This is a genomic window from Rhizobium sp. RHZ01, from assembly GCF_014851595.1.
Lineage (GTDB): Bacteria > Pseudomonadota > Alphaproteobacteria > Rhizobiales > Rhizobiaceae > Rhizobium > Rhizobium altiplani.
Map to the genome: position 1 here is coordinate 266,964 of NZ_JACUZZ010000003.1, position 26,448 is coordinate 293,411.

The following is a 26,448-nucleotide window of genomic DNA, read 5'->3' on the forward strand; positions in this document are numbered from 1 at the left end:
CGAACCTGCAGACTACCCTCATCGACCGGGAGGTCCGTCTCAATGGCGGTGGCAACCGATACCATTGCTCCGGGTGTATCGAATTGGACGATCAGAACGCGAAGACTCCACTCTGTCCGAGATAGGCAATTGGGATCTTGCCCCCGCACGTCGTCGCCAATTGCAGTGCGGTCCGACAACGGCCGTGCCTGAGAGCCTGAAACGCGTAGGCGGAAGTGGGCCGCGAACTTGCTTCGTTCGATGACTCCTGACTTCGAAGGGGTTTCTATATATGCCTGCCGCCGCGTCGAAAGATTTCCACAGTATGACTGAAAGTCGCGCGTTTCCGACCGTCCATCCTGGAAGTCCGACTACCGTATACTACCTTCTTGAAGATGTAACATCCTTTGCCGGAGCAATCTCATCGAATACCATTCCAACTAACAGAACTCGAAGTCCGCATTTCGATGTGTCCAATGCCCGGCAGGCATACCACAGTGGGAGGAATGATAATGACGGAAGCGGGAATCTACGCAAAATTTGTCGATCTCAGCCCTTTTGAGATTAAGGACGAACTCATCAGACTGGCTCAGGCCGACAAATCGGGTCGTGCATATCTCAACGCCGGGCGAGGCAACCCCAACTGGATCGCAACCAAGGCGCGCGAAGCTTTCTTCCTTCTCGGTCAGTTCGCGCTGACCGAGGCCAAGCGTGTTTCCTTCGATGAGGAAGCGGGTCTCGCGGGAATGCCGCCCGTCGACGGATGCTACAAGCGGCTGAAGGCATGGGTAGAAAAACGCAAGGGCGATCCGGACACGCCCGGCGCTGAGACGCTCGACGCTGTGGTGGATTTTGCCATCAAGAAATTCGCCTTCGAGCCTGACAAGTTCGTCAACGAACTCACGGATTCGATCATCGGCGACCACTATCCGGTTCCCGACCGCGCGTTGGTGCACAACGAAGCGATCACTCATGAATATCTGATGTGGGCCATGTGCGCTGGCCACCGCCCGAACGCGAAATTCGACCTCTACCCGGTCGAAGGCGGTACCGCGGCCATGTGCTACATCTTCAAAGCACTCAAGAATGCTCGCCTTCTGAACTCCGCTGATACGATTGCGCTCGTCACGCCGATCTTCACGCCCTATCTCGAGATGCCGCATCTCGAAGACTATTCGCTGAAGCAGATCCATGTTTCGGCGGAGGCGGAAGACCGTTTCCAGTTGACCGAGGAAGACCTGAAGCCGCTCGCGGACAAGTCCGTCAAGGCGCTGTTCATCGTTAATCCAGGTAATCCCTCCGCGGTCGCGATCGATCCGGAAAGCATGGACCGGCTGGTCAAATTCGTCAAAACCAAGCGCCCCGATCTGATGATCCTGACCGATGACGTCTACGGCACCTTCGTGCCGAATTTCGAATCCGTCATGGGCCATCTGCCTCACAACACGATCGGCGTCTATTCCTATTCGAAGTATTTCGGATGCACGGGCTGGCGCCTCGGCGTCGTCGCCGTCGCCCAGGACAACATTTTCGACAAGATGATCCGAGAGATGCCTGCGGCGACGCAAAAGCTCCTCGACGCACGCTACAAGGCGCTGACGCCACATCCGAGCGATCTCAAGTTCATTGATCGCATCGTTGCCGACAGCCGCGATGTGGCGCTAAACCACACGGCCGGTCTGTCGCTACCACAGCAGGTGATGATGTCGCTGTTCGGCCTTGTCGAAATGATGGACGAGGAAAAAATCTATCAGAAGGCGTGCATGGCCATTTGCCAGCGCCGGTTCGACAAGCTGATGAACGGAATGGGGATCGAGTTCAAGGCTCGCCCCTATTTCGACCGCTACTACGGCATCATCGACTATGAATATTGGGCACGTAAGTACGTCGGCGACGAGGTGACGGACTGGGTGAAGGAGAACGTTCATCCGCTCGATATCGCCTTCAAGCTAGCCGAGGACCATGGCATCGTCGTCCTCAATGGATCCGGCTTCGATGCGCCCAACTGGTCGGTACGCGTATCCTTCGCCAATTTGCCGGACGAAGCCTACGATTCGATCGGCAGGGCCATCCGTGCGGTGGCGCGAGGCTATCTGCAGGCCTACCGCGCCGCCAAGGGCGAGACAGCTCAGCCGTAGGGCGGGACGCTATTCGATTTGTAGAAGACACAGCCGAAGAGATCCTACGCCGGAGATCGCCACCATGCTTCAATGGTTTGCCGCAACGCTTCAGAAATATCCCGAAATCGCCATCTTCCTGTCGCTTGCGATCGGCTATTTCGTTGGCAAGTTCACCTATAAGGGTCTCGGTCTCGGTGCCGTCACCTCGACCCTGCTCGCCGCCGTGGTCATCGGGCAGCTCGGCATCGTCATATCGCCAAACGTCAAATCGGTCTTCTTCCTGATGTTCCTGTTTGCGGTCGGCTACGGCGTTGGACCGCAGTTCGTGCGCGGTATCGCTTCCGACGGTCTGCCGCAGGCGATCTTTTCCGTGGTCGTCTGCATCTACTGCCTGATAGTTCCGGTGATCGTTGCAATGATCGCCGGCTACGATGTCGGCTCGGCCGCCGGCCTCTATGCCGGCTCGCAGACAATCTCTGCCTCCATGGGCCTTGCCACCGACGCGATAAACCGGCTCGGACTGGCGGCAGAACAGACCCAGGCGACGCTCAACGCGATGCCTATCGCATACGCGGTGACCTACATCTTCGGTACCGCCGGATCGGCGGTCATTCTGGCGTTGGTTGGCCCGCGGCTCCTCGGGATCGACCTCGTCGCCGCCTGCAAGGATTACGAGGCGCGCCACAGCGCCGCGGCGGAGTTCGGCGGAGCGGGATCGGCCTGGCACCGCTTCGAACTCAGGGCCTACCTTATCAAGCCGGAAGGCCGCGCCGTGGGCATGACCGCGAAGCAAGCCGAGGCGATGGTGCCGGACGCGCGCGTTTTCGTCGAGCGCATCCGCCGTGACGGCCGGATCGAGGAGGCGACCGCCGATACGGTACTCAGGGCCGGAGACGTCGTCGCCGTGGCCGGTCCGCGTGACGTGCTGGTCGAGGTGCTCGGCCAGGCCGCCGAGGAAGTAAACGATCCCGAGCTTCAGAATGTCCGCGCCGAGGGCGTCGACATCTACGTCACGTCCAAGGCGGTCGACGGCAAAACGCTGTCCGAACTCGCCAAGTCGCCTACGGTGCGCGGCGTCTTCCTGCGCAAGATCGTTCGCGGTGCGACCGCGACCGTGATCCCGATCCTGCCGGATACCAAGATCCATCGCGGCGACATTCTCACCCTCGTCGGGCGCCCGCAGGACATCACCGCGGCGACGAAAGACATCGGTTACCCCGATCGCGCCACCGACGTCGCCGACGTCGCCTTCATCGGCGCCGCGATCGTCCTCGGCGCGTTGGTCGGGGCGTTCGTCCTCAACGTCGGCGGTGTGCCCCTGACGCTGTCAACCGCCGGCGGCGCACTGATTTCCGGCCTTGTCTTCGGTTGGCTTCGCTCGGTGCATCCGACCTTCGGACGGATCCCGTCCTCGACCGTCTGGTTCATGAATTCGGTCGGCCTCAACGTCTTCATCGCCGTGGTCGGCATCAGCGCCGGCCCCGGCTTCGTCGCTGGGCTGAAGGAGCTTGGAGTAAGCCTGTTCCTCTGGGGTGTGGTTGCGACGTCCGTTCCGCTGTTCCTGGCGATGTACACCGGCAAATACCTGTTCAAGTTCGACCCAGCCATCCTGTTCGGTGCCTGCGCCGGAGCGCGTACCACCACGGCGGCGCTCGGCATGATCACGGACGCGGCAAAGAGCCAGGTTCCCGCGCTGGGCTACACCGTGACCTACGCCATCGGCAACACGCTGCTGACGATCTGGGGGATGGTCGTGGTCCTGTTGCTTGGCTAGTTTGCCGTAGGTAAGGTAGCGTGTCTTGCCGAGGTGACCGCTTGGGCCCAAGTGGTCACCATCGTCATCTCTGGGTCTGATATCAGTCCTGTGCACATGGAAGCAGCATTATTGACTAAAGCGCGTCGCCCGTTTTTTGATTCAGGTTCTCGAATCGGCCGATTTGTGATTCCTTCGTAGCTGGAAGGAGACCGGTCATGGGCAAATCACATCCGATCGAGTTGCGTTCCCGTGTTGTTGCGTTCGTTGAAGAGGGTAACACCCATCGCGAGGCGTCTCGGCATTTCCGTGTGTCGCCTCGGTTTGTGAATAACCTTGTTATCCTGAAGCGTGAAACGGGCTCTCTGTTGCCAAGACGACAGGGCCATGTCGGTGGCGGCAAGTTGAGCGACCATGGAACATGGTTCCGTGAACGTATGGCTGAGAAGGGTGATTTGACGCTTGACGAATTGTGCCTCGAGCTTGCAGAGCGCGGCGTCATTGTGCATCGCTCGAGCGTTGGACGCATGTTGCACCGGCTCGGTTTGAGCCATAAAAAAAAGCCTCATGGCAAGCGAGCAGCATCGCCCGGAAATCGCTCGGGCGAGAAGTCTATGGCTCGAAAGGCGCAAGCCATTCTTCGATAAGGCTCTGGCTCGCCTTACTTTTATCGATGAAACGTCAACGAACACGAAGCTGACAAAACGCTCCGGATGGTCGCCAAAGGGCCACCGTTACCGCAGTCATGCGCCTTTCGGATCCTGGAAGACGCAGACGTTCATCGCTGGCCTCAGATCGCATTCCATGGTCGCCCCATTGATCGTCAACGCACCAATGAATGCCGAGATATTCGAGACCTGGATCGAAACGCAACTCGTCCCAACTCTATCCAAGGGCGACGTCGTGATTGCCGACAATGTTCGCTTCCACAAAAGCGAAAAGGCCGAAAATCTCATCAGACAAAAAGGTGCCTGGCTGCTCTTTCTACCTGCGTACTCGCCCGATCTGAATCCGATCGAAATGGCCTTCTCGAAACTCAAGACGCTCCTACGAAAGAAAGCCGCAAGGAGTTTCGACGCAATATCAAATGCCCTGAGCGACATCTGTGCACTGTTCCCCGTCGAAGAATGTCGAAACTACTTCAGGGCCGCAGGGTATGAGGCGATTTAGACGCGACAAGCTTTAGGACGTCGAGCTACAGCCCCGCCAACGGTCAAGCAGTGCTTCGGCCGCACTCGAAGCATGACAGCATCCAGACCCGGCACCTCGATCCCCGTCCGACCGTCGACGCGTTCTTCATCCTTGCAGATATCTGTGACTTCCCATTCGTCTGGTACCGAGAACTCAATCGATCGAACTTCGCGGCTATGATTGATCAGGACGACAAACCGAAGTTCGGGCGAGAACGCGTGCTCCGTTACGGCAATTGCCGGATCGGCAACCTCTATCAAGCGCGACTTCCTGTTCGCCTTCGAGAACTGCGCATAGAGCCGCCAATAGGGATTGTCCTCACTAAACAAGGTTCCGGCAAATTCGACCTCAACTGGAAAAGCCAAAGCGTAAACATTACCCTTGCCGAGGCGATTGCTCCAGAAGACGGGATCGCCAGTATCGTCCCTCGTTGCAATGGCTTCGCCTGACGTCAATTTCACCCGTGTCTCGCCAGCTCCGAGTATTTCGATCTGATGGCCACCATCCAGGATCGTTGCGGACGCCGCCATCGGTGATTTAGACCGCGATACTATCTCGGCACCAAACGTTTCCACGAAATGGGGCACGATGCCGTCCTTGAAGGACACGTAAAGCGTCGCCCCTTCCCTGGCCCGCCGCAGCAGTTCGAGCCATACGCGCTTCGGTATGCAGTTGGGACCAGTCAACGAAGGCAGGATGTAGATGCCAGCTTCGGGAATCTCTTGATGAACGTGACAATAGGCGAGCTGCAACTTTGCTTGCTTGGCAAGGACAAACGATCCATAGGCGGCCGCCCAATCGTCCTGATTGTCCGACAGGATGCAGACAGCATCGATCGCTGCAGCAGGTAGCGTGCCATTTGGAACATGCCCCATCACCTTCTGGAATTTTGCGAACTCCTCCAAGACAGGTTTCGCCGTGTGGTCGGTCTTCACCAATCCGAGCTCGGTTTCGACGGCGAACCAATCATAGGGCGCATGACCGAGACCGGTTTGATCGTAGGCACACCACCATCCAAAGGCTCGGCAATCGTTCGCCCACAAGGACCACATGTTGACCCGAGCGAACTTCGCCGAAACTTCATCGCTGGCAATCATCGGACCCATTGTCCCGACTTCCTCGACGATACAGGGCTTGCCGCTGATATCGCGATAGAAGCTGGTTTCTGCGGTCGCGTGGAATGTCGTTCGGAAGTCATCGACGTGGCCGAGTTCGGCGTGGCGAACCCAGTACGGGTACGGATGCGTCGTCAGGATATCGGTCAACTCACCCTGATCTTCGATCAGCCACGGGTTCTTATGGCCTTTCAACCGCGAAGAAAGGGTATGCATGCCGGAGACGACCGACCGCGAAGGATCGGCGCGCTTGATGGCACTCGAAATGGCCGCGGTCCATGTATAGGCGACGTCCGGATTATCTGCGACGCCCATGCAATTGCATTCGTTTCCGAGATCCCATACCGCGATCGAACCCTCGTCCTTCAGGGCACTCACGAATTCTCGGACAAATCGTATCTGCCAGGCAATGCTCCTCGCGTCACTGATAGGATCCATGCCCTCCAGTGCCGGCGGAACAAACAGGCGGCCGCTCATCCATCCGGTAATCACACCGACAACGAGTTTGAGATCGTGCTTTTCGGCGAGAGCGCACATTTCCCGAAACCGGCCGATCATTGTCGAGGACAGTCCGGCCCGGCCAAGGGCATCGGTTCCAAGAGGCTCTTCGCGTAGCCGATATTCATAAGGGGCGGCGGAATGTGTTCGAAGCAGCTTGATCGGCTGAAAGTCGGGCCACAATGGGAAGACCCGCAACCAACGGACCCCATGCTTAACCAGGGCAGCCATGTCGGCATCAACGACGGACGGCTGCCAATCCTGCCACATGTTCGTCCCCGCATGGGATGCCCAGTAGTTGCATCCGAGTGCCAAGCCCCCCTGAGGAAAGAGCTTGATTGAATCATTCGCCAAACCGACCAAAACACATCTCCGAAATCGATTACGTAAGCGAATACACAAAATATCAAGACCCCACAAGTGCTGTAAAATCAGATATGTTTGACACTGTTCGTCGAGAGAATTAGGGGTAATCTCTATATCGTTTTCGGAGAGTTCCATGAGGAGCAATCGTGGTCGCGTTGATCGCCAGCCAAAACCAACGCTCAAAACGATCGCGCAGCTCACTGGGCTGACCCCTGCGACCGTCTCCCGTGCGCTCAACGATGCCGACGACATAAGCTCATCGACGAAAGAGCGCGTGAGGCTCGCGGCACGCCAGATAGGCTATCGCCCGGACCGCGCAGGGTTCAGACTTCGTACGGGCAAGTCACGCGTTATTGCCCTGGTGCTGAACATGGAAGATGAAATCCTTGGCATAGCCGGGCCGCTTGTAAACGGCGTCGCCGAGGTGCTCTCCCGTTCAGGCTATGGCATGGTGGTGGTGCCGGATAGCCCGCATGAGGACCCGTTGAAGGCCGTCGGAGAGGTTCTCGACAGCGGCATGGCCGATGGACTGATCATCACCCGTACCCAACCGATGGATCAGCGCGTTATCTTTTTGACGAACGAAGAGTTTCCGTTCGTCACCTTCGGTCGAACGCAGCTACGGAGTGTTCACGCCTCCGTCGATTTCGACAATGAGACCTTCGCTTATGAGAGCGTTCGACGGCTTGCGGACAACGGGCGGCGAAATATCGCGCTCCTGGCGCCACCGTCGCATCTGATGTTCTGCAAGCACATGTCGGACGGATTCCGCCGAGGCATCCGTGACTTTGGATGCGTGGAAGTACCGTTTGGCAACGTCGATCTCGACAGCCCCCTGGAGGATATTTTCAAGGAGGGGACACGCTGGCCATTCGAGAGCGGCTTGGTTGACGGCTTTGTCGCCGGCAGCGCAAGTACTGGTGTCGCTCTCCTTGCTGGACTCGAAAGCGTCGGAGCCCGGATCAAGGTCGATTTTGACATGGTTGCGAAAGAGCCGACGCGTTTCACCGAGTGGATCAGGCCCGAGATTATCGCCATAAACGAGGATATTCGTGCGGCCGGAAACGAATTGGCCCGCACTATCATTTCCGTAGCCAATGGCGTGGAACTGCCGAACCTGCAGTCACTCATTGCTCCGAAATTTCGTGACGCGTCGGTTTGATCCGACACCTTCGCTCCGGCCAATCCCTCTAGCCGGAGCCTATCTATGTGGGCTATTGCGCGCTCGGCGCCACCATCGGCGTTGGCCGATGAATTGTCATGCCCTAGTTGCCAAGCAGGCCGCGCGTGGCAAGGTTGCGCATGAGCGCGGCCGTCCCGAAGGTCCAGGGCGGGCATTCGGTCGACAAGGCCACCGTGTTGATCAGGCTGCCCAACTCAGCGTTCGAAATTGCTACCCTGTCGCCTATCTTGTGCGTAAAGCCCTGGCCGGGTGTATCGCGATCCTCGACCGGCGCAAAAAGGGTTCCCATGAACAGCATGAGCCCATCAGGATATTGATGGTGGCGACCAATCGTCTGGGCGACGAGATCGAGCGGATCGCGACTGATCTCCTTCATCGAACTGCTGCCATCAAGGACGAAACCGTCCCTGCCCTCGATCCGTAGTTCCAGTTCGGCGTTGCGCACGTCCGCGATCGAGTAAGTCTCGTCAAACAGGCGGATAAACGGCCCGATGGAGCAAGAGGCGTTGTTGTCCTTTGCCTTGCCGAGAAGAAGCGCCGAACGACCCTCGATATCGCGCAGGTTGACATCGTTGCCGAGTGTCGCCCCCTTCACGCGCCCCCGGCTGTCGACGGCCAGCACGATCTCGGGCTCGGGATTGTTCCAGTTCGACACCGGATGAAGTCCAACGGAGGCGCCCCAGCCGACGGAGGACAGCACCTGCGCCTTGGTAAAGACCTCTGCGTCTGGTCCGATACCCACTTCCAGATATTGCGACCAGAGGCCGACCTCGATCAATGCCTCCTTGACCTTTGCTGCTTCCTCCGATCCGGCACGCAGGTCGCGCAAGCTATCCCCGATAACCGCCGTCACGCGTTCGCGTATCGAGCGCGCCATGTCCGGGTTTCCGGCAGCTCTTTCTTCGATCACCCGCTCGAGCATCGATCTCGCGAAGGTGACACCGCACGCCTTCACCGCCTGCAGGTCACAGGGTGCAAGCATCGAAAATGGGGCATGGTCGGGTAGATCCGGGTCCATGATCGCTCCCAGCGACGCGACGATTTCGCCGGGCTGCGCGCGAACGAACGAGACCGGATCGTCTTTCTCCAGCAGGTCGCGCATCGTCGGCGCCTCGGCACAGGTGATATCGAACACCATTCCGTCGCGCACGACGACCACGGACGGACCGCCAAACTCGGAGCGGAATATCCGGCCAGCAAACGTGCCGCATTCGAACGAATTCAGTGCCATGAGGAACTCCAGTCCAAAGTCATCGAACTTGTGAGGGTTTTGCCGGGCTGAAGAACCGTCAGCCCGGGCATACCGGGAAGATTGTGCGCATCCACCGGATGAGAAACAGGCTCGAAACAGAAGAAATCCGCATCCGACCCGGGCGAATAGACGACAGTAACGTCGAGATTGTCAGATGCGCTCAAGCGAAAGGAGACGGCATCAGGGCCTTGTTCGACATCGCAGGAGCCCAGCCAGCCAGTGAACGCATTGTTGATCCACTCGGCCGGCAAAGGGGTCGGCGCCGAGAAATCCCAACAACCGTCCGCATCAATATCGACCAATGTCAGCGGCAGATGTCTTTCATTCTCCAGCCAGACTTTGTTCGCTGAAAACCGAACTGTTGTTCGTGCGCTTCGCGGAAACCAGGGATGAAACCCGATGCCGAAAGGCAAGGCCGTCGGTGATGTCGATGTCACCTCCAAACGCACGACAAGCCGGGTTTGCGACAAGACGAGCGTCTGCTTTGCATCATATCGGAACGGACCAATACTACCGTGAGGACAATGCAGCGTGATCGTCGATGTATCCCGCCCGGCGATCAGCCACTCCCGCATGAACGCATCTCCGTGAATCGGAAGCTCTTGACCGCCCAAATTGGGACTGACGGCGTGGAAGTGCTCGCCGAATACAAACCCTCCCTGCGATATCCGGTTGGAGAAGGGAACCAGAACATTACAGCCCAGAGCGAAAGGACCATCAGTGATCCGCCCGCTCCACGGCCGCAGGAGAGGCCGATACCTCCCCTCGGCGTCGCGAACATCAAGCCGCGCCAGACCGCCACCCAAGCTGGGAACAACGGCGACGCGGGCTTTGTCGTTCTCCAGAACGATCTCCTGCGGATGCAATTACCAGCCTCCGTCGATGGCAAAATTCTGGCCCGAGATCATATCGGACGCCGGCGACACCAGAAAGAGAACGAGGCTCGCGACATGGTCGGGCTCGATGCGCTTCTTCAGGCACTGACGGTCCAGAACCCAGTCGCTATATTGCTGCAGCCGATCCCCGAACACGCGCTCTTCTGCTTCGGAAACCACCGCGCCCGGCGAGACGGCATTGACGTTGATGCCATACGGACCGAGTTCACGGGCGAGCCCCTTGGTCAGACCGAGCATCGCGCCTTTCGACGCCACATAAGGCACATAGCCGTCCCACTGCCCGTTCATGGTGATTGACGTGAAATTGAGGATCTTTCCGCTTCGCTTCGGTTTCATGAACGGCGCGACTGCCCGCACCACCGCAAAAGCGGCGGATGAGTTGACCCGGATTTGATCCTCATATTCCTCCAGGCTAAACGCCTCGAACGGCCTGTTGATGATCAAGGCGGCGTTGTTTATAAGGATGTCGATGCCACCTAGGGCTTTGGCTTCCTCGCTGACAATTTCCTCCGTGACCTGCAGCTGGTTGAGATCGCAACCGAGGAACCGAACGCCGGCTCCAAGTTCTGCCGCTTTCTGCGCGCCGTCTTCGATGTCTGGCCGATCAAGAACGATCACGGAAGCGCCTTCGGCATGAAGCCGTAGCACCTGAGCCCTTCCCAGAGTTCCGAGGCCTCCTGTTATCAGGGCCGTCTTTCCTTCTAGCATTCCCATTGGCTTTTCCTCAGAGCACCGACTGAACTTCTTCGATCGTCGTGTCGCCGATCCGCTTGTCGAGCACGACTTGGCCACGGGCCATGGCGACAACCCGATCACAGCATTCGAAGACATGGTGCATGTTGTGACTGATGAAGATGCCGGTTACGTTCTGCTCTTTCAGGGAACGAACGAAACCGATGACCTTGTTGGTTTCCTTGACCGAAAGGTGATTGGTCGGCTCATCAAGGATCATCACCTTCGATTTGAAGTGCATGGCACGCGCAATGGCGACGCCCTGCCGCTGCCCGCCAGACAGCTCGCCGACAAGGGCATCCGGCGATCTCAGATGCAAATCCACATTGCTGATGGCCTTGACGCTCTCCTCACGCATCCTGCCCATGTCCATGACACCGACGCCTGCAATCGAAAACCGCATGGGCTCCCGACCGATGAAGAGGTTGCGCGCGATCGACATGGTCGGGACCATGGAGTTGTATTGATAGATGGTCTCGATGCCGAGCCGCATCGAGTCGCGAGGGCCAGAAATGGCGACCTTTTGGCCCTCCACGAAGATCTCGCCCTCGTCCTGTCGCTGGACGCCTGACAAGATGTTGATCAGGGTGGACTTTCCAGCACCGTTGTCGCCAATCAGCCCGACAGCTTCGTTCCGCGCGAAATCGATCGAAACACCTTTGACGGCATGAACACCCGAATACCATTTGTGCAGGTTTTTAACCGAAACGATGGGTTCGTTCATGGCTCACACCTCCACCTTGATTGCCTTGGCGCGCTTGCGCAGCCAAGAGTTTGCAATAACCGCGAAGATCGTCAGCGATCCGATAGCGAACTTGAACCAGTTGGCGTCGACCTGGCTAAGGATGAGGCCATTGTCGATGACGCGGATTAGCGCCACACCGATAATCCCTCCGAGAACAGCGCCGATGCCGCCTGTCAATGCAGTTCCGCCAATGACCGCAGCCGCGACAGCCTGCAATTCCATGCCTTCCCCGATGGATGGCAAGGGAGAGCCGAGGCGCAAGACCTGGATCAACCCAGCAAATCCACTCAGAACCGAGCATAGGATGAAGCAGGCAATTTTGACGCGCGCCGTGGGGATGCCCATCGCATTTGCTGCGGGAAGAAAGCCGCCAGTCGCACGCACCCAATTGCCGAAATTCGTGCGGCTCAGCAGCAAGGACACGAGGATTGCGACAGCGACGAACCAGATAAAGGACATACGGAAGAGCTCACCCGGTCCGACGAAACTGACAAATAGCCAGGTCGGTAGATCCGCCGACAGCAACGGCGGAAACCCACCGGAGACCACCACCGTTAGCGAGCGCGCCACAAACATCATTCCGAGCGTCGTGATAAAGCTCGGGATGGCGAACTGGATCGTGAGAAAGCCGTTCAGGAAGCCGATTGCGACGCACACTAGCAATCCCGCCGCCAGCGCCACGGAAAAGGGGACATCATGGGTCATTAGGACCGCGACCGTCATCGGCATCAACGCGAACACCGCGCCAACCGAGAGGTCGAACTCGCCACATATCATCAAGACGGTCACGCCGATGGCGACCAAGGCCATCTCGGGCAAGATTCCGAACACGCCTCGCAGGTTGCCGGCGGTAATGAATAGTCCTCCTGACCGGCTCTGAAACAGGAAGATCAAAACGACCAGCAGAAGGAGAGCGGCAAGCTCTGGCTTCTCCATATAAATCTTCAGAAGTCTTTTCATTAAGCAATCTCCAGAGTGGAAGGGGCTCATGAGTGATCCCCTTCCTGCCTTTGACTTAGCGCAGGCCCTTAGCGGACAGATCCATGATCATGCCTGCATCCGCCGGGCGCACGATGCCTTGGCCCGTATCGATGTTCGACGGCGCAAGACCCAGCTTCTTGGCGAGGTAAACTTCCATCACCGGCATGAAACCTTGCATGTATGGCTGCTGGTCGACCTCGGCCTGCACATAGCCGGCCTGCATCTGCTGGACCACTTCAGGAACGAGGTCGAAACCGCCGAGCAGAACCTTGCCGGGCGCAATGCCGCGATCCTTCAGAACTCGTGCGACCGATGCATGCCAGAAACCCGTGTCGAGATAGGCGGTGGTTTCGGGATGCGCGTTGAGGTAGGCGCCGACACGGTCTGCGGTCACAGCAAGGTCAGTTCCGCTGTCGATGCGGTCCCAAGAAATATCCCGCGCGGGGTTGGCAGCCTTATATTCTTCAAGAAAATCAATGACACCCCGCCCGCGCGCCTCCGACCAGTTCTGCCCAGGCGCGGAGACGCCAACCAGAACCTTGACCGGCCCATCCTTCGGAAAACTCTCGGAGATCGCCTTGCCGAGCGAATGACCGGCCGGCCGGAAGCCCTGGCCGACGAACGCCGCGCGTTTGTTACCGTCGGCCCCCTTACTGTCATCAACGTTGACGCCAATCACAACAACGCCGTCTTTGACCGCGCGATCAATCACGTCGTCGAGCGCCTTGTCGTCAACGATCGAGGTCAAGAGCGCGTCAGGCTTGCGAGCAAGTGCTGCTTCAATGTTCGACAGCTGCTGCTCGACCGATCCTTCGGTTTGCGTGAAGACCATCTGGCAGTTCGCGCCGATCTTCTCGCAGGCGTCGTCGAAGCCCTTCTTGACCGCCTGCCAGAAGGTATTTGATGCCGACGAATGGTGCGCAAAAACGATGTTCAGCGGTTCGGCCTGTGCGATGCTCGTAGTGGCTAAAAGGGCAAGCCCCCATGCACCGCAGATAATGCTCTTTCTCATGCCTTTTCCTCCCAGGTTTGCGTGTTACTTCAGTTACAAAGTCAGATGCTTACGGAGTTCGATATGCGGCGAGACACCGTGAATGCCTTATCGAGATCGGGATGCAGTTCCATGCCCAATCCGGCACCAGGCGGCACGGTGATCATTCCGTTTTTCACCTCGGGCAATGCCGTGACGAGATCGCGATACCAGGTTTTGTAGAAGGCCCGCACACTCTCCTGGACAAGCGCATTGGGCGCGTTGAGCGAAAGATGCGTCGAGGCGCAAAGCACGACGGGCCCGGTACAATCATGAGGCGCGACCGGCAGATGCCAGGCTTCCGCCATCGCAGCTATCTTCCTTGCTTCCGACAGTCCCCCGCACCAGCTGATGTCGAGCATCACAACGCCAGCCGCCCCGGTCTCCAACAGATCGCGGAAGGCCCAGCGCGAACCCAGCGTTTCCGATGCCGAAATCGGTGCGGGCGACACGGCCGCGTAGCGTCCGAGACTGGAGAGACTGTCCATCTTGATCGGATCTTCGTGCCAGAATGTCTGGTAGGGCGTCAGCGCCTTTGCGATCTGCATGGCAGGCAGCAGTTGCCACATCGAATGGAACTCGACCATGATGTCCATCCTGTCGCCCACGGCCGAACGAATTTTCTCGAACGGCTCCAGCGCCCGCCTGAGATCCGGTGAGGAAATGTACTGGCCGCGGGCCTTCTCCGCCGCGATATCGAAGGGCCATATCTTCATGGCCGTTATCCCTTCTTCAAGCAGGGAGTGGGCGAGTTCGTCGGCGTGAAGAAGGAAGCCATTCAGATCGTCGTAAGCGTTGGTCGCAGATGTCGCCAGATCGTAGTTAGCCGTCGTTTGGCCGGTTGCCTTCTTGATGTATTCCGTACCGGCGCAGGTATTGTAAGTGCGGATTTCGCGACGGCTGAATCCGCCCAACAGCTGTGCAATCGGCTGTCCGGTTGCCTTGCCAAAGATGTCCCACAGTGCAATGTCAAATGCCGAGTTGCCCCGCACCTCAGCCCCTGACGACCGAAATCCGAGATAACCGACGAGATCTGCGGCCAGGAGATCGATCTGCAGCGGGTCGCGTCCAATAACGCGTGGCGCTACGTATTCGTGAATGTAGGCTTCCACGGTCTCTGCACCGAAGAAAGTCTCCCCGAGACCGGTAATTCCTTCATCCGTATGGACCAGTACCCAGAGCAGGTTCTGGCGTTCCGCGACACGCACGGTCTCTAGTTTCGTGATTTTCATAAGATGCTTCCCTATGCGACGCCGGCTGCCAGCAACGCCTTCACGCTCTCTTCAAAATGCTGGGCCATCAATTGGCTTGCAGCCTGGGGGTCACCCGCAACAATCGCCTCGGCGATCGCGACATGCAGGTCGTTCATGGCATGCCGCTCATTGTCAGATGATCGACTGCGCCATCCGATTGGCCATGTCTGTCTCGAGACACCCTGAAATGCGCCGACAATCATCGCGAAGATCGGGTTCTTGGAGGCGCGAGCAATCTCAAGATGAAATGCCAGGTCGCTCTCCATGACCCGTTCCGCCGCATCGAAATTTGTACGCATCGCCTCGGCATGCTCAAGAATCGCACGGGCTTCATCATTGGAGCGGCGCAGCGCCGCGAGTGTTGCCGTCCGCACTTCAATGGTCCGGCGCACGTCATAGATTTGCTGGACATTGATTTGTGCGGTGTCAATGCCATGCTCGATCATCAGCGACATCGCACCATGATCCAGTTGCGCGACCATCGCTCGCTTGCCGACACGCAGGTCGATGAGCCTCATTGCTGCAAGCGACCGGAATGCCTCGCGCACCACTGTGCGCGATACGCTGAGCTCTTTAGACAACGCTCCTTCGCTTGGCAGGCGATCGCCCGGGCCCAGTTCGTTCATGCGGATATGAGCGGTGATCGCTCCAATCGCATTGCTGACCAGCCCCGCGTTTCCGACTACCTCCGAAACAGTCGCCATGATAACTCCGTTTAAAAGTTCAAAACCTGTATGACAGCTTTCATTGATTTATGCGTATTTTATGATTACCCTGTCTGTCAACAGTCAATATTCGGACCGGGGGTTTCTGTGGGAATAAATGTTGAGGTGGCTCTGACGGCGGCCAACATCGTGGGGGAGAGCGCAGTATGGGATGACCACAGGCAGCGCCTGCTGTGGGTCGATATTGTTGGACGAGCCATCCATGCCCTGACGCCGGCAACGGGTGAGTACCAAAGCTGGCCGACGCCTGACATGCCAACCTCGATCGGACTGAGGCAAGACGGCGGAGCGATTGTCGGCCTCGCCACCACGATTGCGCTTTGGGATTACGGAGACGTGTTCCGGACGGTTGCGACAGTAGAGCCCGGGACGACCGGCAATCGATTGAATGAAGGCGTCGTCGGTCCGGATGGCGCCTTTTGGGTCGGCACAATGCAGAACAACATCGCCGCTGACGGCACGCCATTGGCAATGAACGGCGAGAAGGGTCGGCTCTACCGTTACACCCCCGATGGCAGGGTGCTACCCTTGACGAACGATCTATTCGGCATCACCAACACCTTGGTCTGGCCGGGTGACGGTACCGTGCTGACGGCGGACACGCTTCAAAACACGATCTACTCTTATGAGATCGCCGGCTCTATGCTCCGCAACCGCGTTCCAGTATTTGCCGGCTTCGAGCGAGGCCTTCCAGATGGCTCGTGCCTAGACGACGAGGGGTTCATCTGGAATTGCCGCGTCGCCCGTGGTGGCTGCATCGTCCGCTTAGATCCAAAGGGACGCGTGGACCGGGTCGTTGACCTGCCGGTTTCCCAGCCAACAAGCTGCACTTTTGGCGGCCATGACCTTTCCACTCTTTTCGTCACTTCCGCCCGGTTTTCGATGACGGACGAAGAGGTAAGGGGAAATCCGCTCGAAGGCGCCCTGCTCGCCATTAACATGGGAAAGCGCGGCCGAAGGGCAAATCGCTTCGGGTAGATCCCATCGCCAGCGGCAAGATAGGTATAGGCTGCACGCACAATCGGGAATGAGGTATTACCCGCGCATCAGAACTCGATTGCCGGCGTACTTTAGTTCCGCCTCTGCAACCGATCGAACATTGGCAAGTTCTCCGGATGCCGCCTATTGTCCGGCAGCCTATGGTTACGCCACCTATGGAGAAGCGGTAGGAGCCCATGCGGCTCGTCTTTCACCTGCAGCCGTAACCTGCCAGCTCCCGGCCGCTCGGACATCGGCGTGCGGAACCACTTCCGGCGCTTTGTCGGCCTCTCTGAAATGCGGTAATCTCATTCGCTTTGCGAGCGATGGGTTCTTCTCCAGGTGTCGTTCTTCGAACGCGGTGCACCCCTCCGCCTTTTGCGCATTGTCGCCCAGCTTACAGCCAATGAGAAAGTCGCATGTGCTGGTCATGTCTACTTTCCAGGTCATGAATCGCAGCCGACTTCGAGCACCGCCGCATTGTCCTGGTGCTCTCGCAGCCCCTTGTAGGAGGCGTGCCGAAGCTTTCCATCATGCGTCCATGCTCGATACTCAACTTCGGCGATGAGGGTCGGCTGCACCCAGACAATGTCCTTCTGGCGGCCGTCGTACACGACTGGCGGCCGCCTTCTGACGATGCGGTCCAGCAGTTTCCGAAGCGCGGCCGCGCTATTTTCATTGAAACCCGTGCCAACGTTGCCAACATAAATCCACGCGTCCCCCTTTCGAGCAGCCAGCAGCAGACTGCCGATCCCTCCTCGCGCCACAGGCGATGGCTCGTATCCGACCACGATAAAGCTGTCGCGCTGGACGCATTTGATCTTGACCCAATCGCCAAGGCGACCTGATCGATAACTGCTGTCCTTGTGCTTGGCGATTATCCCTTCGAGCCCATGCCGGGATGCAGCGGCAAAAATCTCACGGCCATCACCATCAATGGTATCGGACAGGCGGATAGCGCCATCCTCGTTTCGCAAGAGTGACTCCAGAAAGTAGCGCCGCGCCGTCAGTTCCAAGCTGCGGATATCGTGACCGTCGAAATAAAGCAGATCAAAAGCCATCATCATCGCCTGGCCGGACCGAAGCTTGCCTCCTCGTCCCCCGAGCGAGTTCTGCAGCATTCCGAAGTGAGGGCGACCTTCGGGATCGAGGACTACCGCCTCCCCGTCGATGATGGCGCTCCCAACATCCAGTGCCTTAGCCGCCTGGTCAATGTGTGGGAAGCGATGCGTCCAGTCGTGTCCGCCACGCGTCAGGATGCGAACGTTACCCTTGTTGAGGTGGACCGCGATCCGATACCCATCCCACTTTACTTCATAGAACCATTCGTCGCCGACCGGCGGGCGCGGCTTCAAAAGCGCCAGGCACGGCTCGATCCGGTCGGGCATTGGGTCGAATGGCAGCTGAGGCTGCTTGGGGTCGCGCGGCTCTCGTGGACGGGAACGGATTGGCTGGTAGTCGGCCAGCAACGGCCGTTCACGAGGAGCCTTCACCATTAGCCAGCCTTTTTCATCTCGGCGATGTCGTCGGGAAGTACGAGCATGCCTGCCTCGTGGGCAGCATCGACGAACGCGGCCCTGGCTGTATCGGCATCGGTATAAAATTCCAAGGCCTCCACCGATCGCATCAGCGCACTGTGAAATTTCTCGCCGCCGCGATGATGCCATTTGCCGCTGAGCAGCATGGCCGCCAGTTGGTCGACGGTCTCCGCTTTTCGATATCGTCCCATGCCATCGATTTCGACCTGCAGGGGCTTAATAAACACGGGAAGATCGACGGCCATGGCGAAACTCCTTGACATATCTCCGCCCACTAAAATGCCAAGTGATTCGTTTGTCTAGGGGAGTGAAAATATATAAGTCCAGCGGAACAAAAGCGTCGCATGGGAGTTAACCTTTCCCCTGAAGGATAGCCGTTTCCATTTGGAAAACACTTCTCTGGGTCCACTCTGATGTGGCTTTTTGCGGGATTGCTCAACTCTTTATATCAGTCATCACTAAATCAAAGAGCGTTGTGTCGTTGCCCAGCGAGCAATGGTGCATCAATCTGCGCTGGATTCCCGTACCTCCCGGGCGCACCAACTGGCAGGTCCTTTTTGCGCTCAGTTCCCACAGTTGATCATCGCTCAGATCTTGGCTTCCAACCCCGCGTTAGACCGCTGCTCATGCATTTCTGAGCGGTATCGAGCTGGTCTCGAAGGAAGCGGCAGTCGTCGATCAGTGTGGCAATCGTGGCATGCAGATCGCCATCGTGCCACTCTATAGCTTGATCGACTGGACTAATTTCCTCGCGCACTTGCTTCATCGCAGACATGACATTTCCTTTGTCGTCTTCGGTTTCATCGGACAGGATTTGTTAAGGTCACCCGGCGTCACTGCTCGGCGAACATGCGCGTCATGCGGCGTGTACCAGCAAGGTGGATTAGATGAGTGATCCTGGTAAACTCAACTGGCATGGGCGGATCGATTTCCTCCGGTACTCCAAGTTCCAGCCGACGTTGGGATCGCAATGCGACCGGACAAATCACAAGCTTCGACTTCGAACTCGGCACACTCGCCAGCTTTCACTCTCATTAACTCCAGCATCCAGCGAGCCCTCCCCACACCAGGAACAGGAAGCTCTTCCGATGGCATAACGCTTACCCTCCATCGCGTGGCCGAGGCCGTTGGCTGACCGAAGTCCGTTGCCTCGCTCTGTCGGCGCCACCGCCGAATAATCAATCCCAGTGTGCCGGACTTTTCCGCCGCCAGTTGCAGCCGTCGGGACGCCGTCATCGGCAGTCGAACCAATTCAGCAACGACGGCTCCTAGTGCACCGTAGGAAAGGGCTTCCTCCATCGACGCGAGAACATCCTCCTCTCGATCCGCTTCGACGAATATTACCCGGTTCGGGTGAAGGCCGACCTGCGCCAGCGCAGGAAAGAAGAGATCCGGTCGGGTAAGGCACCAAATCACTTTCCCTTTCGTGCGAGCGGCGACCCCGGCTGCAAAAAGGGCTGCGGCTGCCCCATCCACGGCCCCCGCACCACCGCCCGCGAACTCGTGGATCGCTCCCAATGCCAGCCCCCCACCAGGCAGATGGCTATCAATTTCCGGCACACCAAATGGCAGGGCGCATTTCCGTCGCGATAGGGCGCCATCAAGATGAGAAATACGCTCGCGAAGCTCGGAAATAACGGGGTTTGCGCTCGCATGCGCCATCTGTAGCCTTCGTCAATTCATGGGTTCCATCTCGCTTTGGAAGCGATTATGTTCTACATGTGTTCCGGTAAGGCAGTCTAGTCAATAGGGCTATCTGCGGTCACCATGGGCAGCTCGGCTTTTCTAGGGGTGGCATGAAAATGATCCGCGAACGAATCCAATGCCGTAGCCGGTCGAAATTCAAGTTCGTACGATATCTAACGATGAGAAAAAATTCCTGCGACGAGAGAACCTCGCGGAAGTATCGCGGCTCAATCATACCTTGGTGTGCGGCGTCTGCGACCGGAGTATCGAACTCGGCCGCAAAGCTGGCAACACGTATCAGGCCACTGATCTTGCGCTAGCTTTCCACTTCCGACCCAACTTTAGGATCAACCCCTTCAGCTCTGGCTCTTGCACCAAGACGGCTGCTTCTCGCGGATGTCTCCAAATCAAATCGCGCTGGTCTTGCTCTGGAAACTTTAAGCGCTCCCGCCTGACCTCGAGCAGATAAACGCCGACGATCGAAGTTACGTGCTCGTTGTCCTTCAGGTACTTCGTATACGTGTAATGACCGAAGGTCTTCTTCCTGATCTTTCCCCGGACGCCGGCCTCTTCCCACGCTTCCCGCTCTGCGGCCTGGTACGCTTTCAAATTAGCGCACGGCCATCCCTTGGGAATGGTCCACCGCTTTGTTTGGCGGGTCGTGATCAGAAGTATGTCGATACCGCGGAGAGATTTCCGATAGCAAAGCGCCCCGACCTGCTCCGCCAGGTCGCCTGCAAAAACCCTGTGCGTGTAAGGCGTCAGCTTCGAGAAATGTCGATCCGGCTGGTCCATCGCGCGAACATGGAGCGAAGGCCGATACGCGGCAAGGCTTTCGAGTAAGTGGCCTCGCCCCTGCGGCCATGGCTAGGTAGGCAACGGCTCTCCCGTTTGTTCCTTTACCATGTATTCCGCATACCAGATTGGCCAACCTTCATCGTGTTGCCCGGTCAGTTTCTCGTGTTCACCATGGGCCTCTGACGCGCGCCGCAGCGCGGCCTCGAGTTCGGCGGAAGAAACGAAGGCTGCCCCGCCCGTGTCTATGCGACCCGGCAAGCGGCCGGTGACCTCCTGCAACAACCAGCCGTTCCCATCAGGATCATTGAACGAGGCGTAGGTCCTATAGGTGCGGCGCTCAGGGTCGCGGCCGCTTACTCTCCGGCTCCCGAAAAGGTACGGCTCGTCGGTACCAATCTTTTCTTCGCCTGCATGAAACACTTCGCTGATCCGTACACCGCGCGCCAGAAGTTCCTCGCGCGCCGCGCCGATGTCGGAGACGATCAGATATAGGCCCCGCGCAGAACCGGGCGCAGCCGAAGTGACGTTCTTTCCGAAGATGACCGAGCATCCCGAACCGGGCGGCGTGAACTGGATTACGCGCCACTCGCTACCAGCGGTGAAGTCGCCGTCTAGCCGCCAGCCAAGGCTCGCGTAGAAGCTCTTGGCCCGATCGACGTCGGCTACGGGGATTACGACCACTTCCAGCTTCATGTCGACGCCTCGATCGCGCGTGGGCCGGGGTGAATTTTCGCTGCGAACCTCGGTATTACCCATCTCGAGTCTCCTAGATTGTTTAGCTGCGAGATAAACGGCAGGTGGGGAGCGCTCACGGATGACGCGAGTTATCAAACTCTACAAACCTGCACTACGGCCGACATCAACGCGATTGCCCCTATGGTGCCCCCAGACCCGAAGTCGGATTTTAGTCGGCACGCCTCATCGAGACAACAATCCGGCAGTTGCGAGGATTTGCCGCCCATTTTCGCTGGCGTCTAAACGGAGGTTATGGCTCCGATTTCCTTGCAAGCACCAACGCTGCTTCGATGCCCGCCTCTAGTATGTCCTCAGCCAGAGACATATCCGAAACAGCGCGTGCGGTTTGCAGGGTCATCGTCATCGGCGCGACGAACTATCCGCACTTGATCGACGCCGTATTACTGCGCTCTGGCCGTCTCGAGCGCCATTTCGAAATCGGGCTTCCGGACGAGAAACCACGCGCGGATATCTTCCGGTTCTACCTTCGTGGACGCCTTTCCGACGAGGAGATCCGGACTGTGGCGTCGGATTCCGAGGCGGGTCTGGCACGGCACTACAACACGAAATGCAACATGTGACATGCCTCGGCAATACTATGGCCCGGCAAACAGTTACGACCCTACAATCTATCCTAGGATGCGGGCTGCGCCACGGCCTCGGCAATCGGAGCGGGTCGTCGTTCCAATTCAGGTGGAATCCGGAACCACAGGACATAAAGCGCCGGAAGGAAGATCAACGTCAGCGCCGCGGCAACGACCAGACCCCCCACCACGGTAAAGGCAAGCGGCGACCAGAACGGATCGCGGATGATCGGCAGCATGCCGAGGATCGTCGAACCGGCGGTCAGGAAAACCGGCCGCAGACGCTGCGCGGTGACGTCGATGACGCCCTGCCAACTCCTGCCTTCCTCCTCCATCCGTCTATCGATCTGGTCGATGAGCACCACCGAGTTTCGGGTGATCATGCCGATGAGAGCGATCATCCCGAGGACGGCGATGAAACCGACTGGCACGCGAGTGATAAGCATGATCAGCACGACGCCAATCAGCCCGAGCGGAACAACGCTGACGACCAGGATAAGGCGCTGCACGCTCTGCAGCTGAAACATCAGGACGATGAGGATGATGACAGCCATGACCGGCAGCATCGCTACGACTGCTGCGAGCCCGTCTTCCGCACCCTCAACGGAGCCACCCACCTCGATCAGATAATTGGGATTGTCGCGAATGAGTGCAGCGATCTGCGGCGTGGCGGCGTCGACGATGTCAGTCGCCAGCACGCCTTTTTCCGCGTCGGCCTGGACGGTGATCGTAGTCGAGCGGTCGTGCCGCCAGATCAACGGCTGCGTTGTCTGGTATTCCACTGTCGCGATGCTTGAAAGCGGCACGGTGTGATTGGGACCGACCGGTATCTGCAGCGAACGCAGCGTATTGATGTCGACGCGTTGATCCTCCGTCGCGCGTGCGACAACGTTGACCAGATAGATGGAATCGCGCACCTGCGTGATCGGCAAGCCCGAGGAGGTCGCAAACAGCGTCTGCGCGATAACGGACGAGTTCAACCCGACCAGCCTGGCGCGGTCTTGGTCGACGTTGATGACGACCTTCCGGATAGGTTCGTTCCAGTCGAGGTGCGGTTGAACAGCGCCTGGGACGGTATGGAGAACGTCAGCAACCTTCCAGGCGAGATCGCGCACACCGACGATATCAGGGCCGCTGACGCGATATTGAACGGGCCAGCCGACTGGTGGGCCCATTTCCAGCGGAGAGACACGGGCGATGATATCTGGGAACTGCTCGTCGAGGAGTTTTTGCAGCCTCTGCTGCAGGGCATCCCGCTGGGAAACGCTCTTGCTGATGACAACTGCCTGCGCGCGGAAGGGGGCCGGCGGATTGAGGTCCATCGAGAGATAGAAGCGGATCGGGTCGGAGCCGACGTAGAAGCTCCAGTTGGCAACCCCTTCGTCGGCGGCGAGGATTTCCTCCACCCGCTTTACCTGGGCGGCAGTCGCCTCTTGCGAGGCATCTTGTGGCAGGACGAGCGACAGAAGCAGTTCCGGACGATCTGACGATGGGAAAAATTGCCGGCGCATATACTGTGAGCCGAAAAGCGACGCGGCAAACAGGGCGACGGTCGCCAGAATGACGAGAACGCGCATGCGGACGCAGGCGCCGAGCAGCCTCTTGAAACCGCGGATAAGCTTGCTCTCGGTCTTTTCGCCGGCTTTCTCGCTCGGCTTCAGGACGGCAAGGCCAACGATCGGCGTCAGAAGCACCGCCACCAGCCAGGACACGATCAGGGAAAAGCCGATCACGAAGAACAGCGAGCGCGCGTATTCGCCCGAGGAACTCTGGGCGAAGCCAACCGGAATGAAGCCTGCAATGGTGACAAGCGTTCCCGCAAGCATCGGAAAGGCGGTGGATGTATAGGCGTACGCTGCCGCCTTCACGCGGTCCATTCCTTCCTCGAGCTTCGCCATGGTGATCTCAACCGTCACCATCGTGTCGTCGATCATCAACGTCAGCGCGATGATCAGCGCACCGAGCGAGACACGCTGCAATGCAATGCCGGTGATGTCCATGAAGAGGAAGGTCAGCGCCATCACCAGCGGGATCGAGACTGCGACGGCAAGGCCCGCTCGCACGCCGAGTGCCAGGAAACTGACACCAAGGACGATGACGACAGCCTGCGCCAGCGAAGTCGTGAAGCCGCGAATGGCGGTTTGCACCACTGTCGGCTGGCTCGCGACCCGCGTCAGATCAATGCCGATCGGCAGATCGTGCTCGAAACGATTCATGACGCTATCGATGTTTCGGCCAAGCTGCAGAATGTCGCCGCCGGAGGCCATCGAGACGGCAAGCCCGATCGCCGGCTTGCCATCGACGCGAAAGCGCGGTTGCGGCGGATCGACGGTGCCGCGCACGATATCGGCGATGTCGCCGAGGCGAACGAAGCCGGAGGCGGTCGGAATATTGAGCTCGCGCAGATCCTTTTCGCTGGCGAGACTGCCCGAAACCTCCAAGACCGTGCGATCGCGCTCGGTCGTCAGCTGGCCGGTGGGAAGAACGGCGTTCTGCGCCTGAATCGTCGAGATCACGCTCGGCATGCTGAGGCCGAGGCTGGCGAGCCGATTGGTCGAGAACTCGATGAAGATCGTCTCGTCCTGCGTGCCAATAAGCTGAACCTTGCCGATATCGTCGAGCTTGAGCAGGCGGTTGCGCGCCTCGTAGACCCAGTCACGCACCTCGCGGTCACCGAAGCCATCAGCAGTGAAACCGTAGATGATGCCAAAGGTATCGCCGAAATCGTCGTTGAAGAACGGCCCGCGGACGCCAGCCGGAAGCGTCGAGACGATGTCGCCGACCCTGGTTCGGGCCTGATACCAGGATTCGCCGACCTGGTCGGGCGGCGTTGCGTCGTCGAGCACCACGTAGATCACTGACTGGCCGGCGCTGGTCAGGCTCCTCAGGTGATCGAGATGCGGCACCTCCTCGAGTGTCCGCTCCAGCCGGTCCGTAATCTGGTCTGTAGTCTGCTCGATGGTGCCACCCGGCCACGCGGCAGACACGATCATCGTCTTGAAGGTGAATTCCGGGTCCTCGTCGCGGCCGAGATTGAAATAGGCGAGAATGCCGCCGACAGCGCTCAGAAATGCGAGGAAGACGATCAGGCTTTTGCGCTGAATGGCCCATTCGGAGAGATTGAATCCTCCGTTCATTGGACGCTTCCTTCAAGCAGGCGAACCGCCATGCCGGGACGCAGCTGCTGGACGCCGGCGACGACGACCTGATCGCCGCTCGACAGCCCCTTGCTCACGAGGAAATCCTGCGTATCGAATCGATGGACCTCTACCGGCACGAGCTTGGTGGTGTTGCTTGCCGGGTCAACCACCCAGACGGCCGGCTGGTTGTTCTGGTTGAACAGCGCCGTCATCGGCAGCCGCGCGACGGGCGCGCCTGCGATCTGGATCGTACCACGCACCGAACTGCCGAAACGGAACTCTTCAGGCGCGTTGTCCAGGCCGACGCGGACGGTGAAATTGCGCGTAACCGGATTGGCGGTCGGCGATATTTCCCTGACGGATCCACTCGCCGTCACATTTGGATTGCTTAACAACCGAACTTCGACGTGGGCATTGCTGTTGGCGGTCTGGATCGTCGCCTCCGGCACCTGGAACACCGCATCCCGCGGACCAACCTGCGCCACGCGGACGACCATCTGACCCCCGCCGACCACCTGGCCCACTTCGCCGCCAATGCCAGTGACGACGCCGGCACCATTGGCTTTCAGCGTACGGTTGTCGAGGTTGGTCTGGGCAATCCGCAACGCCGCCTCAGCGGCATCGACACCGGCCTGGGCAACATTGGCCTGCGCTATGGCCGCGTCTAACTGCTGACGGGTCGACGTCCGCGGGAAGAGTTGCTGCTGGCGATTGCGCTCGATCTCGGCGTTCTGGAAGGTCGACTGCGCGGAAAACAGATTGGCTTCCGCCTTGCGGAGCGCATCCTGGGCATCTTCGGAATCGAGCCGGGCGATCACCATTCCGACCTCCACGCGATCACCGACCTCGACGTCGCGCTCCCGGATTTCCCCGCCCTGGCGGAAGCCGAAGCTGGTCTCGACCCTTGGCTGGATCTCGCCAACCAGGGAGCCGAACGTATCCTCGGGATTGAACGAGACAGCCTGCGTCTTGACTGGCCGCGTCGGCAGCTCTTCCTTTTCCTCGCTTCTCTGGCAGCCGGAAAGGACAAGGGCGGTAAGCCCCGCGTAAACGAAAATCGCTTTGTGTCTCGACATCAAGGAACGCAACGGCATGGCGGCCTCTCACTTCTCGAACACACCCACAAGTTGGCGCGGCTTACACCGCGTCAGCGATCGGTAACCCGGGCGA

At 58.7% G+C, this 26,448-nt stretch carries 23 protein-coding genes; 7 read left to right on the forward strand and 16 right to left on the reverse strand.

Translation table 11 applies throughout. From position 1 onward, the window contains the following. The first annotated feature begins 491 nt into the window (after window positions 1-491). The 4 genes from IB248_RS05855 (at window position 492) to IB248_RS31595 (ending at window position 5,022) form a co-directional block, all read left to right on the forward strand. Window positions 492-2,117, forward strand: a complete 1,626-nt coding sequence (locus IB248_RS05855) for a bifunctional aspartate transaminase/aspartate 4-decarboxylase (protein ID WP_192240514.1) — start codon at window positions 492-494, stop codon at window positions 2,115-2,117. Between the two features lie 64 nt (window positions 2,118-2,181). Further along, complete coding sequence (gene aspT / locus IB248_RS05860) at window positions 2,182-3,873, forward strand: aspartate-alanine antiporter (RefSeq protein ID WP_169680669.1); 1,692 nt, start codon at window positions 2,182-2,184, stop codon at window positions 3,871-3,873. 197 nt (window positions 3,874-4,070) lie between these two features. Further along, window positions 4,071-4,499: an IS630 transposase-related protein gene (locus IB248_RS31590; protein WP_246779213.1), complete on the forward strand. Its 429-nt coding sequence runs from the start codon at window positions 4,071-4,073 to the stop codon at window positions 4,497-4,499. After that, the gene (locus IB248_RS31595) at window positions 4,420-5,022 is read left to right on the forward strand and encodes an IS630 family transposase (RefSeq protein ID WP_246779214.1); all 603 of its coding nucleotides are present in this window, start codon (window positions 4,420-4,422) and stop codon (window positions 5,020-5,022) included. Before IB248_RS31590 ends, IB248_RS31595 begins: the two co-directional genes overlap by 80 nt. Here the strand turns inward: IB248_RS31595 and IB248_RS05870 are convergent. Further along, a complete protein-coding gene (locus IB248_RS05870) occupies window positions 5,019-6,926 on the reverse strand; it encodes a beta-mannanase (RefSeq protein WP_192240515.1) in 1,908 nt (635 codons plus the stop codon). The two genes, IB248_RS31595 and IB248_RS05870, sit on opposite strands and share 4 nt — an antisense overlap. A 229-nt stretch (window positions 6,927-7,155) precedes the next feature. On the opposite strand from IB248_RS05870, the gene IB248_RS05875 reads away from it, so the two are divergent. Continuing rightward, on the forward strand, window positions 7,156-8,184 hold the full coding sequence (locus IB248_RS05875; RefSeq protein WP_169682065.1) for a LacI family transcriptional regulator: 1,029 nt from the start codon (window positions 7,156-7,158) through the stop codon (window positions 8,182-8,184). Between the two features lie 103 nt (window positions 8,185-8,287). Here IB248_RS05875 and IB248_RS05880 read toward each other — a convergent pair whose 3' ends face one another. From IB248_RS05880 to IB248_RS05915, 8 genes are read right to left on the reverse strand one after another with little or no spacing between them, the layout of a single operon-like run. Beyond that, the gene (locus IB248_RS05880) at window positions 8,288-9,436 is read right to left on the reverse strand and encodes a fumarylacetoacetate hydrolase family protein (RefSeq protein ID WP_169682064.1); all 1,149 of its coding nucleotides are present in this window, start codon (window positions 9,434-9,436) and stop codon (window positions 8,288-8,290) included. Continuing rightward, complete coding sequence (locus IB248_RS05885; RefSeq protein ID WP_169682063.1) at window positions 9,427-10,323, reverse strand: aldose 1-epimerase; 897 nt, start codon at window positions 10,321-10,323, stop codon at window positions 9,427-9,429. Before IB248_RS05885 ends, IB248_RS05880 begins: the two co-directional genes overlap by 10 nt. Then, window positions 10,324-11,067, reverse strand: a complete 744-nt coding sequence (locus IB248_RS05890) for an SDR family oxidoreductase (RefSeq protein ID WP_169682062.1) — start codon at window positions 11,065-11,067, stop codon at window positions 10,324-10,326. Between the two features lie 10 nt (window positions 11,068-11,077). Then, a complete protein-coding gene (locus IB248_RS05895; RefSeq protein ID WP_169682061.1) occupies window positions 11,078-11,809 on the reverse strand; it encodes an ATP-binding cassette domain-containing protein in 732 nt (243 codons plus the stop codon). A 3-nt stretch (window positions 11,810-11,812) separates the two neighbouring features. Next, a complete protein-coding gene (locus tag IB248_RS05900) occupies window positions 11,813-12,790 on the reverse strand; it encodes an ABC transporter permease (RefSeq protein WP_169682060.1) in 978 nt (325 codons plus the stop codon). A 55-nt stretch (window positions 12,791-12,845) separates the two neighbouring features. Next, the gene (locus IB248_RS05905) at window positions 12,846-13,823 is read right to left on the reverse strand and encodes a sugar ABC transporter substrate-binding protein (protein ID WP_169682059.1); all 978 of its coding nucleotides are present in this window, start codon (window positions 13,821-13,823) and stop codon (window positions 12,846-12,848) included. A 41-nt stretch (window positions 13,824-13,864) separates the two neighbouring features. Beyond that, complete coding sequence (locus tag IB248_RS05910; RefSeq protein ID WP_169682058.1) at window positions 13,865-15,073, reverse strand: mandelate racemase/muconate lactonizing enzyme family protein; 1,209 nt, start codon at window positions 15,071-15,073, stop codon at window positions 13,865-13,867. 11 nt (window positions 15,074-15,084) lie between these two features. Then, on the reverse strand, window positions 15,085-15,798 hold the full coding sequence (locus tag IB248_RS05915; RefSeq protein WP_169682057.1) for a FadR/GntR family transcriptional regulator: 714 nt from the start codon (window positions 15,796-15,798) through the stop codon (window positions 15,085-15,087). A gap of 108 nt (window positions 15,799-15,906) precedes the next feature. Between IB248_RS05915 and IB248_RS05920 the strand changes: the two genes are divergently transcribed. Further along, a complete protein-coding gene (locus tag IB248_RS05920) occupies window positions 15,907-16,797 on the forward strand; it encodes an SMP-30/gluconolactonase/LRE family protein (protein WP_312867263.1) in 891 nt (296 codons plus the stop codon). Window positions 16,798-17,243: 446 nt separating this feature from the next. Here IB248_RS05920 and ligD read toward each other — a convergent pair whose 3' ends face one another. From ligD to IB248_RS05945, 5 genes are all read right to left on the reverse strand, one after another. Further along, entirely contained in the window at window positions 17,244-18,293 is a 1,050-nt protein-coding gene (ligD, locus tag IB248_RS05925; RefSeq protein ID WP_169682056.1) for a non-homologous end-joining DNA ligase, read from the reverse strand. Next, a complete protein-coding gene (locus IB248_RS05930; RefSeq protein WP_018856289.1) occupies window positions 18,293-18,580 on the reverse strand; it encodes a DUF982 domain-containing protein in 288 nt (95 codons plus the stop codon). Before IB248_RS05930 ends, ligD begins: the two co-directional genes overlap by 1 nt. 661 nt (window positions 18,581-19,241) lie before the next feature. Continuing rightward, window positions 19,242-19,997, reverse strand: a complete 756-nt coding sequence (locus IB248_RS05935; RefSeq protein WP_169682055.1) for an ImuA family protein — start codon at window positions 19,995-19,997, stop codon at window positions 19,242-19,244. 321 nt (window positions 19,998-20,318) lie between these two features. After that, window positions 20,319-20,816: an NUDIX domain-containing protein gene (locus tag IB248_RS05940; RefSeq protein ID WP_169682054.1), complete on the reverse strand. Its 498-nt coding sequence runs from the start codon at window positions 20,814-20,816 to the stop codon at window positions 20,319-20,321. A gap of 72 nt (window positions 20,817-20,888) precedes the next feature. Continuing rightward, window positions 20,889-21,575 carry a VOC family protein gene (locus IB248_RS05945; protein WP_169682053.1) on the reverse strand — a complete coding sequence of 229 codons (687 nt, stop codon included), beginning with the start codon at window positions 21,573-21,575 and terminating at the stop codon, window positions 20,889-20,891. Between the two features lie 284 nt (window positions 21,576-21,859). On the opposite strand from IB248_RS05945, the gene IB248_RS05950 reads away from it, so the two are divergent. Then, complete coding sequence (locus tag IB248_RS05950) at window positions 21,860-22,135, forward strand: AAA family ATPase (RefSeq protein WP_246733677.1); 276 nt, start codon at window positions 21,860-21,862, stop codon at window positions 22,133-22,135. Window positions 22,136-22,188: 53 nt separating this feature from the next. Here the strand turns inward: IB248_RS05950 and IB248_RS05955 are convergent, their stop codons facing one another. Both IB248_RS05955 and IB248_RS05960 read right to left on the reverse strand, forming a co-directional pair. Then, the gene (locus IB248_RS05955; RefSeq protein WP_169682052.1) at window positions 22,189-25,275 is read right to left on the reverse strand and encodes an efflux RND transporter permease subunit; all 3,087 of its coding nucleotides are present in this window, start codon (window positions 25,273-25,275) and stop codon (window positions 22,189-22,191) included. After that, window positions 25,272-26,372, reverse strand: a complete 1,101-nt coding sequence (locus tag IB248_RS05960; protein ID WP_169682051.1) for an efflux RND transporter periplasmic adaptor subunit — start codon at window positions 26,370-26,372, stop codon at window positions 25,272-25,274. Before IB248_RS05960 ends, IB248_RS05955 begins: the two co-directional genes overlap by 4 nt. Window positions 26,373-26,448: the final 76 nt, after the last annotated feature.

What these genes read in the sequence shown, in the direction of transcription:
- IB248_RS05855 (WP_192240514.1), top strand. Translation starts at nt 492, where the DNA reads ATGACGGAAGCGGGAATCTACGCAAAATTTGTCGATCTCAGCCCTTTT.
- aspT (WP_169680669.1), top strand. Translation starts at nt 2,182, where the DNA reads ATGCTTCAATGGTTTGCCGCAACGCTTCAGAAATATCCCGAAATCGCC.
- IB248_RS31590 (WP_246779213.1), top strand. Translation starts at nt 4,071, where the DNA reads ATGGGCAAATCACATCCGATCGAGTTGCGTTCCCGTGTTGTTGCGTTC.
- IB248_RS31595 (WP_246779214.1), top strand. Translation starts at nt 4,420, where the DNA reads ATGGCAAGCGAGCAGCATCGCCCGGAAATCGCTCGGGCGAGAAGTCTA.
- IB248_RS05870 (WP_192240515.1), bottom strand. Translation starts at nt 6,926, where the DNA reads ATGTGGCAGGATTGGCAGCCGTCCGTCGTTGATGCCGACATGGCTGCC.
- IB248_RS05875 (WP_169682065.1), top strand. Translation starts at nt 7,156, where the DNA reads ATGAGGAGCAATCGTGGTCGCGTTGATCGCCAGCCAAAACCAACGCTC.
- IB248_RS05880 (WP_169682064.1), bottom strand. Translation starts at nt 9,436, where the DNA reads ATGGCACTGAATTCGTTCGAATGCGGCACGTTTGCTGGCCGGATATTC.
- IB248_RS05890 (WP_169682062.1), bottom strand. Translation starts at nt 11,067, where the DNA reads ATGGGAATGCTAGAAGGAAAGACGGCCCTGATAACAGGAGGCCTCGGA.
- IB248_RS05895 (WP_169682061.1), bottom strand. Translation starts at nt 11,809, where the DNA reads ATGAACGAACCCATCGTTTCGGTTAAAAACCTGCACAAATGGTATTCG.
- IB248_RS05900 (WP_169682060.1), bottom strand. Translation starts at nt 12,790, where the DNA reads ATGAAAAGACTTCTGAAGATTTATATGGAGAAGCCAGAGCTTGCCGCT.
- IB248_RS05905 (WP_169682059.1), bottom strand. Translation starts at nt 13,823, where the DNA reads ATGAGAAAGAGCATTATCTGCGGTGCATGGGGGCTTGCCCTTTTAGCC.
- IB248_RS05910 (WP_169682058.1), bottom strand. Translation starts at nt 15,073, where the DNA reads ATGAAAATCACGAAACTAGAGACCGTGCGTGTCGCGGAACGCCAGAAC.
- IB248_RS05915 (WP_169682057.1), bottom strand. Translation starts at nt 15,798, where the DNA reads ATGGCGACTGTTTCGGAGGTAGTCGGAAACGCGGGGCTGGTCAGCAAT.
- ligD (WP_169682056.1), bottom strand. Translation starts at nt 18,293, where the DNA reads ATGGTGAAGGCTCCTCGTGAACGGCCGTTGCTGGCCGACTACCAGCCA.
- IB248_RS05930 (WP_018856289.1), bottom strand. Translation starts at nt 18,580, where the DNA reads ATGGCCGTCGATCTTCCCGTGTTTATTAAGCCCCTGCAGGTCGAAATC.
- IB248_RS05935 (WP_169682055.1), bottom strand. Translation starts at nt 19,997, where the DNA reads ATGGCGCATGCGAGCGCAAACCCCGTTATTTCCGAGCTTCGCGAGCGT.
- IB248_RS05940 (WP_169682054.1), bottom strand. Translation starts at nt 20,816, where the DNA reads ATGGACCAGCCGGATCGACATTTCTCGAAGCTGACGCCTTACACGCAC.
- IB248_RS05945 (WP_169682053.1), bottom strand. Translation starts at nt 21,575, where the DNA reads ATGGGTAATACCGAGGTTCGCAGCGAAAATTCACCCCGGCCCACGCGC.
- IB248_RS05950 (WP_246733677.1), top strand. Translation starts at nt 21,860, where the DNA reads ATGTCCTCAGCCAGAGACATATCCGAAACAGCGCGTGCGGTTTGCAGG.
- IB248_RS05955 (WP_169682052.1), bottom strand. Translation starts at nt 25,275, where the DNA reads ATGAACGGAGGATTCAATCTCTCCGAATGGGCCATTCAGCGCAAAAGC.
- IB248_RS05960 (WP_169682051.1), bottom strand. Translation starts at nt 26,372, where the DNA reads ATGCCGTTGCGTTCCTTGATGTCGAGACACAAAGCGATTTTCGTTTAC.